Here is a 13,143-nt window from a genome sequence, read left to right on the forward strand (position 1 = left end):
TCAATATTACAGCCCATATAGTAAAATATCATAAGGTATGCATAAAGCTTTGGAGTTAGTAACGCTGCCCAGCTGAAAAGGATGCATTAATCCTATAACAGCAAGCTTGCCTCCATATTACAATTAATGGGGAACGCCAGCGCTTCCGTTAAGCGGGAGTGCCTGAAGAAGCTTTTATTAAAAGCAATTTCCAAAGGGGGAACGAACCATGTCCATCGAATTAAAAACGAATTTCGGGCAAATTGATATCTCTAATGACGTAATTGCAACAATCGCAGGCGGAGCAGCAGTTGACTGCTACGGCATCGTAGGGATGGCCTCTAAAAATCAAATTAAAGATGGCCTTACAGATATACTTCGAAAAGAGAATTTTACTCGCGGTGTAATTGTCCGCCAGGAAGAAGATGAAGTACATATCGACATGTATATTATTGTAAGTTACGGAACGAAAATTTCCGAGGTTGCCCACAATGTGCAATCTAAAGTGAAATACACCCTTGATAAAACAGTTGGGCTAAGTACGGACTCGGTTAATATTTACGTTCAGGGAGTTCGTGTAACGAACCCGTAGTGAGGAGGAAAGACTTGTGTCAAAAAGAGATTTAGATGGGAAGCTTTTTGCCGAAATGGTCATACAAGGAGCGAACCATTTATCTGCTAATGCAAAATTAGTGGATGCGTTAAATGTTTTCCCTGTTCCTGATGGAGACACAGGAACAAATATGAATTTGTCAATGACTTCCGGTGCAAAGGAAGTAAAAGCTAATATTCAGGAACATATTGGTAAGGTGGGCTCTGCTCTTTCTAAAGGGTTGCTGATGGGGGCACGCGGGAACTCTGGAGTAATTCTCTCCCAGCTGTTCCGAGGGTTCTCAAAGCACATTGAACAGAAATCATCCATAAATGGCAAAGAGTTTGCTGATGCCTTGAATTCAGGTGTAGAGACTGCTTATAAAGCAGTGATGAAGCCTGTTGAAGGAACGATCTTAACCGTTGCGAAAGATTCCGCCAAAAAAGCGGTGCAGGCTGCAAAAAATGAAGATGATATCGTAGTGATTATGGAGGAAGTTTTAAAAGAAGCCCGGGCTTCTTTAAACCGTACTCCGGATCTTCTTCCAGTCTTAAAGGAGGTTGGGGTTGTAGACAGCGGCGGCCAGGGTCTTGTTTTTGTTTATGAAGGATTCCTTGCCGAGCTCAAGGGCGAAAAACTTCCTGATACACCAGCAGCCCTTCCAAAGATGGATGACCTGGTTAGCGCGGAACACCATAAAAATGTTCATAGTTTTATGAACACTGAAGATATTGAATTTGGTTATTGCACTGAGTTTATGGTAAAGTTCGAAGCTGAAAAGCTATCTGCCAATCCTTTTTCAGAAGACAAGTTCCGCCAGGACTTAAGCAAATATGGCGACTCACTTCTTGTGATTGCAGATGAACAGCTTGTTAAAGTACATATCCACTCTGAACAGCCTGGAGATTGCCTGACATACGGACAGCGCTATGGCAGTTTAGTCAATATGAAGATTGAAAACATGCGCCAGCAGCACACTAATTTGATCGAAGATGTCCCTACACCATTGGCAGCTGAAGCTAAGCCAAAGGAAAAGCAGGAGTACGGAATAGTGACAGTATCAATGGGCAGCGGTATTGCGGATCTTTTCCGAAGCATAGGTGCACATGCAGTCATTGAGGGCGGCCAGACGATGAATCCCAGTACGGAAGATATCGTAAAGGCCATCAAAGAAGTGAATGCCAAGAAAGTAATCATTTTGCCAAACAATAAGAATATCATCATGGCTGCACAGCAGGCTGCAGAAGTGACTGAAGAAGAAGCAGTGGTTGTTCCTTCCAAGACAGTTCCTCAGGGAATGGCAGCCCTGCTTGCTTTTAACCCAAGTGCCGGACTCGCGGAAAATGAAGAAGGAATGACAGGCGCCCTTCAGCATGTGAAGACTGGCCAAATTACATTTGCAGTCCGTGATACAAGCATCGATGGCCTTGAAATTGAAAAAGATGATTTCATGGGCATCGCAGATGGGAAAATTGTTGTCAAGAACAAGGATAGAGTGCAGGCTGCCAAAGATCTTCTCGATGGAATGATCGATGAAGACTCTGAGATCCTAACCGTATTAAAAGGTGAAGATGCGGCAGAAGAGGAAATGGAGGCACTTATCAGCTATATTGAAGATAAGTATGAAGATGTTGAAGTCGAAGTCCATGATGGCAAACAGCCGCTGTACTCTTTTATTTTCTCAATTGAATAACTAATAAACAAAGCGAGGGCCCAGCCTTCGCTTTTGCCATTTTAAACGTTTATATTTTAGCGAGCTTCGGAAAAATTTATTATTTGGTTAAAGATTACTTACTTGCCTATTTAAATGATAATGTGCTAGTTATAAAGCAGGCGCTGCATAAGCCTGCAGTTAAAAGTAATTGAGCAGGGAGGGGTGGCGGACTGCCTTGAGAAAATATATTTGGCAGCCGTTCAATAAACGTGAATCCAAATTATAATCAGTCTGTTACAGCTGTTAAAGGCATCGGAGAGGAAACAGCAGTATCACTTGCTGAAATGAACATAAATACTGTAAAAGATTTGCTTGAATATTTTCCATATAGATATGAGGATTACAGGCTCAAGGACCTGGAAGAGATTAAGCATGATGAAAGAGTAACTGTGGAAGGAAAGATCCACAGTGAACCTTCACTCGCCTATTATGGAAGGAAACGGTCCAGGCTGACTGTGAGAGTTCTTGCAGGCAGATATCTGATACAAGTGGTCATGTTTAATCAGCCATATATAAAGAACAAAATTACATTGAACGAAACTGTTACTGTGACAGGCAAATGGGACCAGCACCGCCAAATCATAACAGCCAATGAATTAAAAATAGGAAGTGCCTCCAATAACAAGGATTTTGAGCCGGTTTATGCGGTGAAAGGAAGTATCACTGTCAAGGGAATCAGACGTTTTATAAAACTGGCTTTCTCACAGTATGGGAATGAGATATCAGAAACTTTGCCTGAAAAATATCTTTTGAAATATAGGCTTTTGAATAGGCGGGATGCTATGAGATCGCTCCATTTTCCTGCCAATGATCAGGAACTTAAACAGGGAAGACGGCGCTTTGTTTATGAAGAATTCTTCTATTTTCAATTAAAAATGCAGGCACTAAGAAAGATTGAAAGAGAGCAGTCTAAAGGGATTGCGCAAGCTTATGATCTTTCGAGGCTTATAGAGTTTATAGACTCTCTGCCATTTGCCTTAACCAGTGCCCAGAAAAGGGTGGTTAATGAGATTCTGTCTGATATGAAATCGCCTTATCGGATGAACAGGCTATTACAGGGGGATGTTGGTTCCGGTAAAACGGCTGTTGCGGCGATCGCCCTATTTGCCAGCAGGACAGCAGATTTCCAGGGAGCATTAATGGTGCCGACCGAAATCCTTGCAGAGCAGCATGCGGAATCTTTAAAAACGATGCTTGAGCCATTTGGCTTACGATGTGAACTCCTGACAAGCTCCGTCAAGGGAAAGCGCAGAAGAGAAATTCTTCAGCATTTAAAGGATGGAGAAATTGATGTTCTTATAGGCACACATGCACTCATCCAGGAAGAAGTGGAATTTAATAAACTGGGGCTTGTTATTACTGATGAACAGCATAGATTTGGTGTCGGGCAGCGGCGCATCCTCAGGGAAAAAGGCGAGAGTCCGGATGTTCTGTTTATGACTGCCACGCCAATCCCGAGAACATTGGCCATTACTGTTTTTGGGGAAATGGATGTTTCCATCATAGATGAAATGCCGGCAGGGCGAAAAGCGATTGAAACTTATTGGGCAAAACCTGAAATGCTGGACAGAGTTCTTGGTTTTATGGAAAAGGAGCTTTCAGCAGGTCAGCAGGTATATGTGATCTGTCCCCTTATTGAGGAGTCAGATAAACTGGATGTTCAAAACGCTATAGATGTCCATGCAACATTGATGCATCATTTTCATGGCCGCTATGATGTCGGCCTCATGCACGGCAGGCTTCATCCAGATGAAAAGGAAAATGTTATGAAAGCTTTCAGCCGAAATGAAAAGCAGATTCTTGTTTCAACGACGGTTGTCGAGGTGGGTGTAAATGTTCCGAATGCAACGATGATGGTGATCTATGATGCGGAGCGCTTTGGACTTGCACAGCTTCATCAGTTGAGGGGCAGGGTAGGAAGAGGAGATAAACAATCTTATTGTGTGCTTCTGGCTGACCCGAAATCGGAAGTTGGAAAAGAACGCATGAAAATCATGACAGAAACCAATGATGGTTTTGCTCTAAGTGAAAAAGACCTTGAGCTGAGAGGTCCTGGAGACTTTTTCGGAAGAAAACAAAGCGGGCTTCCGGAATTTAAAGTCGCTGATATGGTCCATGATTACCGCGCGCTCGAAACCGCTAGAAACGATGCAGCTTCTCTTGTTGAATCACATGAATTTTGGCATTCAGATGAGTACCGGCCATTGAGAAATTATTTAAAGGAAACAGGAGTGCTGGAAGGGGAAAAACTGGACTAGGCACAAGGTAAACAAGCAGATTGCAGAAAAGTTCTTTCTTGCAATCTGCTTTTTTTGATTATATACTACTATTAGTACCTAGTCTTAATATCTCGGACGGTGGGATTTTTAATGAAAAGAAATAAAAAAGAACGCCAGAATTTATTAACGGACACAATAAAAGAAAATCCATTTGTCACGGACGAGGAACTTGCAGAAAAGTTCTCTGTCAGCGTCCAGACAATCAGGCTCGACCGCTTGGAATTATCTATTCCGGAATTGCGGGAGAGAATCAAGCATGTTGCTGAAAAAACTTTCGAGGATGAAGTCCGATCTTTACCCATAGAAGAAATAATCGGTGAAATAATAGATATAGAATTGGATAAAACGGCTATATCCATTTTCGATGTGAAAAATGAACATGTTTTCAAGCGGAATGGAATAGCCCGGGGTCATCACTTGTTTGCCCAGGCTAACTCACTGGCGGTTGCAGTAATAAATGATGAATTGGCATTGACAGCAAAAGCCAATATTCAATTTACAAGGCCAGTGCGATTAAGTGAACGTGTGATAGCAAAAGCCAAGGTTCTTACAATCGATATTGATAGCGGAAGGACGATTGTTGAAGTCAATAGCTTTGTAAATAATGAACAGGTATTTAAGGGCGAATTCGACATGTTCAGAAAAAAATAATCACTAAAGGATGAAACATCATGAAAATTTCCATAGACGCAATGGGGGGCGACAATGCCCCAAAGGAAATTGTCCTTGGCGCAATGAAAGCTGCCGCGGAGTTTAAGGATATACACATTACCCTTGTTGGCGATGAGTCAAAAATAAAGGAATACCTTACTTCAAACGAGCGTATTGAAATTTTACATACAGATGAAGTCATCTTGCCGGATGATGAACCAGTAAGGGCTGTGCGCAGAAAGAAAAATGCTTCAATGGTGCTTGCAGCACAGCTTGTCTCAGATGGTAAAGCGGATGCATGCATTTCTGCAGGAAACACGGGTGCTCTTATGGCTGCAGGCCTTTTTGTGGTAGGAAGGATAGAAGGCATTGAACGCCCGGCATTATCACCTACACTTCCAACGATAGGCGGGGAAGGGTTCCTTTTGCTGGATGTAGGTGCGAATGTAGACGCGAAACCTGAGCATCTTCTTCAATATGCGATTATGGGATCCATATATACAGAAAAGGTCCGGGGTGTCTCCAATCCGAGAGTGGGCCTTCTAAATATCGGAACTGAAGAGAAAAAAGGCAATGAGCTGGCGAAAAATACATTTGACCTTCTGAAGAATGCTGATATCCATTTTATCGGCAATGTGGAAGCGCGCGATTTGCTTGAAGGAGCTGCAGATGTTGTAGTGACAGATGGCTTTACCGGAAATATGGTGCTAAAGACAATTGAGGGTACTGCTCTATCTGTATTTAAAATGCTAAAAACAGCTCTGACCAGCAGCTTTAAAACGAAATTGGCAGCAGCTGCCTTAAAGCCTGACTTATACCAGCTTAAATCCAAGATGGATTATTCGGAATACGGCGGTGCTGGATTATTCGGATTAAAGGCGCCGGTTATTAAGGCTCATGGTTCCTCAGATGCAACAGCTTTATTCAGTGCAGTCAGACAGACCAGGAATATGGTAGAAAACAATGTCGCTCAAACGATTAAGGAAGCAGTTGAAAAAGAAGCAGAAAAATCAGCCATTAAATAAACTTATTTTACTTGGGGGGAAGCACGATGGGTAAAATCGCCTTTTTATTTCCTGGGCAGGGATCGCAGGCTGCAGGAATGGGAAAAGCACTAGCAGAACAGGATGAGAAAGTAAAATCATTTTTCGAGAGTGCTGATCAAAAACTTGGCTTTTCACTATCAGAACTTATTTTTGAAGGGCCTCAGGAAAAATTGACGCTAACAACAAATGCCCAGCCAGCTTTGTTGACTACTAGCATTGCTATCCTCGATTACTTTAAAAGGTCGGGCGTAGCACCTGATTTTGTGGCTGGCCACAGCCTTGGTGAATATACTGCACTCGTTGCATCGGAAGCTATATCCTTTGAGGACGGTGTTTATGCTGTCCGTAAAAGAGGAGAGTTCATGGAAGAAGCAGTTCCTAATGGCGAGGGAACAATGGCAGCGGTACTGGGACTTGACAGGGACAAGCTTACTGCAGTCACAGAAGAGGTATCTACAGGCGGCAATCCGGTTCAGCTCGCAAATTTAAACTGTCCTGGACAGATTGTGATTTCAGGTTCAAGGGCAGGTGTTGAACTAGCTTCTGCAAAGGCTAAAGAAGAAGGTGCCAAGCGTGTGCTTCCACTGGAAGTAAGCGGTCCATTCCATTCTGAATTAATGAAGCCTGCTGCGGAGAAGTTCAGGCAGATCCTGGACGAGATTGAAATCAAAGATGCATCTGTTCCTGTCATTGCAAATGTGACGGCTTCTGAAATGACTTCCGCTGCAGAAATAAAAAGCAGATTGATTGAACAGCTCTATTCTCCTGTACTCTGGGAGGATTCAATCCGCAAGATGATAGAGCTTGGAGTAGACACATTTATAGAAATAGGACCTGGAAAAGTACTGTCAGGATTAGTGAAAAAGGTAGATCGTTCCCTTAAAACGTATGCCGTTTCCGATGCTGAATCCTGCCAGACGGTTACAGAATCCTTGAAGGAGGAATTGAGATGAAGCTAGAGGGAAAAGCCGCTTTAGTAACGGGAGCTTCCCGCGGAATCGGAAGGGAAATCGCTTTGGGTCTTGCTAAGCAAGGTGCAGATATCGCGGTTAACTATTCCGGAAGTGAGGCAAGGGCGAACGAAGTAGTTGATGAAATAAAAGCATTAGGCAGAAATGCATTTGCTATCCAATGCGATGTATCCAGCAGTGATTCCGTGGCAAGCATGGTAAAAGAAACAGTAGACAAGTTTGGCAAGCTTGATATTCTGATTAATAATGCTGGGATTACGAAGGATAACCTGATTATGAGAATGAAGGAAGACGAATGGGATGATGTAATTAACATTAACCTGAAAGGTGTATTCCTTTGTACAAAAGCTGTTACAAGGCAGATGATGAAACAGCGCAGCGGGCGTATTATCAATATTTCTTCGATTGTTGGAGTAAGCGGCAATCCTGGTCAGGCTAATTATGTCGCCGCCAAATCAGGTGTTATTGGCCTGACAAAGACCTCTGCAAAGGAACTTGCATCAAGAGGCATAACGGTCAATGCCATTGCACCAGGTTTTATCACAACTGATATGACTGATAAGCTGAACGAGGATGTAAAAGAGCAGATGCTTAAGCAAATTCCATTGGCGCGTTTTGGCGACCCTGCAGATATTGCGAATGTGGCAGTGTTTCTTGCTTCCGAGGACAGCCGCTATATGACAGGGCAAACCCTTCATGTTGATGGCGGAATGGTCATGTAACTTGTAACAGGCTTGTAATGCAAAAAACTTTTATAAAACCTTTCAATTAAGTCTAAAAATAATCTATAATACTTGAGGGGAGGTGAACAAGCATGGCAGAAGTATTAGAACGTGTAACAAAGATCATCGTGGACCGTCTTGGTGTTGAAGAGTCTGAAGTTAAATTGGAAGCTTCTTTCAAAGATGATCTAGGTGCTGATTCCCTTGACGTAGTAGAATTAGTAATGGAATTAGAAGACGAGTTCGACATGGAGATTTCTGACGATGATGCTGAAAAAATCGCAACAGTCGGTGACGCTGTAAATTACATAAAAGCTAGCCAATAATCGTTAGTTGAACCACTCTGCAGTGAGGGTATGCCCCTCGCTGCAGCAATTTTTTATCGCAGTCTAACGGGCAGTAAGACTCCCGTTTCTAGACTTAGAGGAACTCAAAAACTAATAAGCGTGAGCCAAACTGCCCGTAATGGCCCGATTGGTTCAACTAACAATCATTGTGGAAAAGCACCCCACTGATTGAGTTTCAATTTATCAGCAGATGTTTACTGTCCGGTGTTACCTGTGGCATTGAAGGCAGCATGAGAAAAATCTGCAGCCCGGAAGCAGGTGGCTGTGGACAGTAAATATGTAAGGCAAAAGCTCCGTTGAATAACGGGGCTTTCTTCTGTGAAGATGGCTGTACCCAAATGAAACTAAAATTGCTTTGTAAATAGAAGTTTTTTTGCGTTTTTCATCTTTATTCCGTAAACTTAGGGAAGACCATTTAAGCTTTTTACTTATGCAGAATATTAATTTTTAGCAAGGTGGATGCATTATGCGCAGCAATAAGGATAAGGAAAGAAAATCATTTCGCGCAATCGAAAAACAATTTAAAGAATTCCAGACGGAAATCGGAATTCAATTTGAAAATGAAAAATTATTAAAACAGGCTTTTACCCATTCATCTTATGTGAATGAGCATCGGAGAAAACCCTATGAAGACAATGAAAGGCTGGAATTTTTGGGTGACGCTGTCCTGGAACTGACTGTTTCAAAGTTCCTTTACCTAAAATATCCTATGATGAGCGAGGGGGAATTAACAAAGCTGAGGGCCGCGGTTGTCTGCGAACCCTCCCTGGTCTCATTTGCCCACGAATTGTCATTCGGCAGCCTTGTACTGCTTGGAAAAGGGGAGGAAATGACAGGGGGAAGAACCCGTCCTGCCCTGCTTGCAGACGTATTTGAAGCCTTTATAGGTGCACTATACCTGGATAAAGGATTAGATACGGTTGTCGGTTTTTTGGAAAAAGTTGTTTTTCCAAAGATTGATTCAGGTGCTTTTTCGCATGTGATGGATTTCAAGAGCCAGCTGCAGGAACTTGTTCAGCGGGATGGTGCAGGTGCAATTGAATATAAAATCCTTCAGGAAAAAGGGCCTGCTCACAATCGTGAATTTGTTTCCACTGTTTCCCTAAATGGCAGGGAGCTTGGGACAGGCACTGGCCGATCAAAGAAAGAAGCAGAACAGCATGCAGCCCAAATGGCCCTTGAAGTATTGAAGAATCATATCAAGTGACATCAAAGAATAGAAACTTGGAGGAGACAGAGGGGGAGCAGGGTTGTTTTTAAAAAGGCTTGATGTTATTGGATTTAAGTCATTTGCTGAGCGGATTACGGTTGATTTTGTTCCTGGCGTCACGGCAGTTGTAGGTCCAAATGGAAGCGGAAAAAGCAATATAACAGATGCCATACGCTGGGTATTGGGTGAACAATCAGCTAAGTCCCTTCGCGGCGCGAAAATGGAGGATGTCATATTTGCGGGCAGTGATTCCCGGAGAGCGCAGAATTTTGCTGAGGTGACACTGACCCTTGATAACGGCGATCAGGGTCTGCCGATCGAGTACAGCGAGGTCAGTGTTACAAGAAGGGTCTACCGATCTGGAGACAGTGAATACCTAATCAATAAGCAAACATGCAGATTAAAAGATATCGTAGATTTATTTATGGATTCAGGCCTTGGCAGGGAAGCTTTTTCAATAATAAGCCAGGGCAGGGTAGAGGAAATTCTAAACAGCAAAGCTGAAGAACGCCGGACGATATTCGAAGAAGCGGCTGGTGTGCTTAAATATAAGACAAGAAAGAAAAAAGCGGAAGGCAAACTTTCTGAAACCCAGGATAATTTAAACAGGGTGAATGATATTCTTCATGAACTGGAAAGCCAGGTAGAGCCTTTGAAAATTCAGGCTTCGATTGCGAAAGATTATCTGCAGCAGAAGGAAGAGCTTGAGAAAATAGAAGTTGCCCTTACAGTCTATGAGATAGAAGACCTGCATTCAAAATGGGAGCAGCTTTCACGTCAGCTTGAACGGCATACAGAAGATGAAATGAAGCTATCGGCAGTTATTCAGAACAAAGAAGCCAAAATGGAAGAGTTAAAGGATCATATTGCTGCAATCGATGAATCAGTAAATGATTTACAGGACGTACTCCTTCATGCCAGTGAAGAGCTTGAAAAACTGGAAGGCAGAAAAGAAGTCCTAAAAGAGCGAAAAAAAAATGCCAGCCAGAATAAAGACCAGCTTCATCGAAATATGGAAGAACTTTCTTCGAAGATAACTGAGTTAAAAGAGCAAGAAGAAAAGCAGTTGACTCTCAAAGGAAAAGTAAAGGCAGAAGCAGTTAAACTTCAGAAAGCATTAAAGGAAAAGCAGGATCAGCTCAAACTCTTCAGTGAAAATACGGAAGAGAAAATTGAATCGCTGAAAAGTGATTATATTGAAGTGCTGAATAGCCAGGCGGCTTCAAGAAACGAACTGCAGAATATTGAACAGCAGCTCAGCCAGCAGGGTCAGCGCAGTTCTAAGCTTGAGATGGATAACGAAAAGTATATTGCCGACCGCAAGAAAAACGAAGAGAAAAAGCAAAAGATACAATCAGAACTTGAAAGCCTGCAAAAAGAAATAGAGAGTCAGGTACATGTGTTCCGCAATGAAGACCGCAAGCTTGAATCATTAAAGAATAATTATCAAAAGCAGGAAAAAACATTGTATCAGGCTTATCAGTATTTGCAGCAGGCAAAATCCAGGCAGGAAATGCTTGAAGAAATGGAAGAAGACTTTTCGGGCTTTTTCCAAGGTGTAAAGGAAGTATTGAAAGCAAGGGGCAGCAAGCTGCAGGGAATTGAAGGAGCCGTAGCGGAATTAATTCAGGTGCCAAAAGAGTACGAAACGGCGATTGAAACGGCTCTTGGCGGTTCCATGCAGCATATCATCGTACAAAATGAGCAGGATGGGAGAAGTGCCATCCAATTCCTGAAAAAGAATTCATACGGAAGAGCAACTTTCCTGCCGTTAAGTGTAGTGAAGGGGAAAAGGCTTAATACCGGGCAACTGCAATCGGTTCAAGCCCATCCCGCCTTTATTGGTGAAGCTGCTTCGCTGATCCAGTTTGAAGGAAGGCATCAGTCCGCTATTGAAAACCTGCTTGGCAATGTTGTTATTGCCCGTGACCTTAAGGGAGCCAATGAACTGGCGAAGCTTCTTCAATACCGTGTGAGACTCGTTACTATTGATGGAGATGTGGTTAATCCCGGCGGGTCCATGACGGGAGGAGCCATGAAACAGAAAAGCACTTCTATTCTTTCACGCAAAGGTGAACTTGAAGAGCTGAAATCACGAATTGTGGACATGGAATCCAAAACAGCTAACCTCGAAAAACAAGTGAAACTGCAAAAAAGCGAAATTCAAAAACAGGAAACACGCATTGAACAGCTTAGAAAAACAGGTGAAGAGCTTCGTTTGATGGAACAGAGGGTAAAAGGAGAGCTTCTGGAAGTAGAGTTTGAGGAGAAAAGCATTAATGAGCGCTTATCTCTTTATGATATGGACAAAGCACAGTTTTCGGAAGATAGAGAAAGACTGCTGAACAGAAAGAGTGAGCTTGCAGATCTATTGGAGCAGCAGCAAAAACAAATAGCTGATCTTGATAATGAGATTAAAGCATTAACAGAAAGAAAAAACACCCAGCAGACTTCAAAGGAAACTGTTGTATCTGAAATAAATGAGCTGAAAATCGGCTTTGCTTCCAAAAATGAACAGCTGAATCATGCTGAGGACAAACTAGCCGCACTAATTTCTGAGCTTGCTGTTAACAGGGATAAGCTGAAGACAGTAAAAGAGGATTTAGAACTGCTATCATCCGAAATGACGAATAGCTCTTCAGGTGAGCAGCATCTGGAAGAGGCAGCACAGCAAAAATTAAAGGAAAAGAATGAAACGCTTGAATTAATTGCTTCAAGAAGGGATGAGCGCTTAAAGCTCCAAACATCCTTAGAGGAACTGGAACTTGAGGCAAAAGAATTAAAACGCCAGCATAAAGGCCTGGTAGAAGTTTTGAAAGATGAGGAAGTTAAGCAGAACCGGCTTGATGTTGAGCTGGAAAATAGGCTGAATCATTTAAGGGAAGAATATCTGCTGTCTTTTGAAGGTGCTAAAGAGGAATATCCGCTGGATATTGAGATTGATGAAGCGCGAAAAAAAGTAAAACTCATAAAGCTGGCAATCGAAGAGCTTGGGGCTGTGAACCTTGGGGCAATCGAAGAATATGACAGAGTATCTGAACGATATGAATTCCTGCTTGAACAAAAAACAGACCTTCAGGAAGCAAAAGATACGTTATTCCAGGTTATCGATGAAATGGATGTTGAAATGAAAAGGCGATTTGAAGAAACGTTCGAAGGGATCCGTTTTCATTTTGAGTCGGTTTTCCAATCTTTATTCGGCGGCGGCAGAGCCGATTTACGCTTGACCCAGCCTGATGATTTATTGAATACAGGTGTGGAAATTGTCGCACAGCCTCCAGGCAAGAAACTGCAGAACCTCGGATTATTATCGGGAGGAGAAAGGGCGCTTACTGCAATTGCATTGCTGTTTTCCATTTTGAAAGTACGTCCTGTTCCATTCTGTATCCTTGATGAAGTAGAGGCAGCCTTGGATGAAGCAAACGTGCAAAGGTTCAGCAAATACTTAAAGAGATACAGCGACGAAACCCAGTTCATCGTTATCACCCACAGAAAAGGAACAATGGAAGAAGCGGATGTCCTTTACGGTGTAACCATGCAGGAATCCGGTGTTTCCAAACTGGTATCTGTACGTCTGGAAGAAACCAGGGAACTAATTACTCAATAGCAGCTTTAATGCGGGACAGCTTATA

10 protein-coding genes are annotated in these 13,143 nt (G+C 42.7%); all 10 read left to right on the plus strand.

From position 1 onward, the window contains the following. Positions 1–208: 208 nt before the first annotated feature. The 10 genes from JI665_RS03430 (at position 209) to smc (ending at position 13,118) form a co-directional block, all read left to right on the plus strand. Positions 209–571, plus strand: a complete 363-nt coding sequence (locus tag JI665_RS03430; protein ID WP_009330806.1) for an Asp23/Gls24 family envelope stress response protein — start codon at positions 209–211, stop codon at positions 569–571. 16 nt (positions 572–587) lie between these two features. Continuing rightward, positions 588–2,264: a DAK2 domain-containing protein gene (locus tag JI665_RS03435; protein WP_206836274.1), complete on the plus strand. Its 1,677-nt coding sequence runs from the start codon at positions 588–590 to the stop codon at positions 2,262–2,264. 230 nt (positions 2,265–2,494) lie between these two features. After that, the gene (recG, locus tag JI665_RS03440; RefSeq protein WP_206836276.1) at positions 2,495–4,543 is read left to right on the plus strand and encodes an ATP-dependent DNA helicase RecG; all 2,049 of its coding nucleotides are present in this window, start codon (positions 2,495–2,497) and stop codon (positions 4,541–4,543) included. A 111-nt stretch (positions 4,544–4,654) separates the two neighbouring features. Continuing rightward, the gene (fapR, locus tag JI665_RS03445; RefSeq protein ID WP_206836280.1) at positions 4,655–5,215 is read left to right on the plus strand and encodes a transcription factor FapR; all 561 of its coding nucleotides are present in this window, start codon (positions 4,655–4,657) and stop codon (positions 5,213–5,215) included. A 20-nt stretch (positions 5,216–5,235) separates the two neighbouring features. Further along, entirely contained in the window at positions 5,236–6,240 is a 1,005-nt protein-coding gene (gene plsX, locus JI665_RS03450; protein WP_206836283.1) for a phosphate acyltransferase PlsX, read from the plus strand. 26 nt (positions 6,241–6,266) lie between these two features. After that, positions 6,267–7,214 carry an ACP S-malonyltransferase gene (gene fabD, locus JI665_RS03455; protein ID WP_206836285.1) on the plus strand — a complete coding sequence of 316 codons (948 nt, stop codon included), beginning with the start codon at positions 6,267–6,269 and terminating at the stop codon, positions 7,212–7,214. Then, on the plus strand, positions 7,211–7,954 hold the full coding sequence (fabG, locus tag JI665_RS03460) for a 3-oxoacyl-[acyl-carrier-protein] reductase (RefSeq protein WP_206836289.1): 744 nt from the start codon (positions 7,211–7,213) through the stop codon (positions 7,952–7,954). The genes fabD and fabG overlap by 4 nt, the downstream gene beginning before the upstream one ends. Positions 7,955–8,046: 92 nt before the next feature. Continuing rightward, positions 8,047–8,280 (plus strand): acyl carrier protein, encoded by a 234-nt coding sequence (locus JI665_RS03465; RefSeq protein WP_009330799.1) that lies wholly within the window; start codon positions 8,047–8,049, stop codon positions 8,278–8,280. Positions 8,281–8,767: 487 nt separating this feature from the next. Continuing rightward, positions 8,768–9,508: a ribonuclease III gene (gene rnc / locus JI665_RS03470; RefSeq protein ID WP_206836291.1), complete on the plus strand. Its 741-nt coding sequence runs from the start codon at positions 8,768–8,770 to the stop codon at positions 9,506–9,508. 43 nt (positions 9,509–9,551) lie between these two features. Then, positions 9,552–13,118 carry a chromosome segregation protein SMC gene (gene smc, locus JI665_RS03475; protein ID WP_206836294.1) on the plus strand — a complete coding sequence of 1,189 codons (3,567 nt, stop codon included), beginning with the start codon at positions 9,552–9,554 and terminating at the stop codon, positions 13,116–13,118. Positions 13,119–13,143: the final 25 nt, after the last annotated feature.

Origin of the sequence: Bacillus sp. NTK034, from assembly GCF_017303275.1 — a bacterium.
GTDB lineage: Bacteria > Bacillota > Bacilli > Bacillales > Cytobacillaceae > Cytobacillus.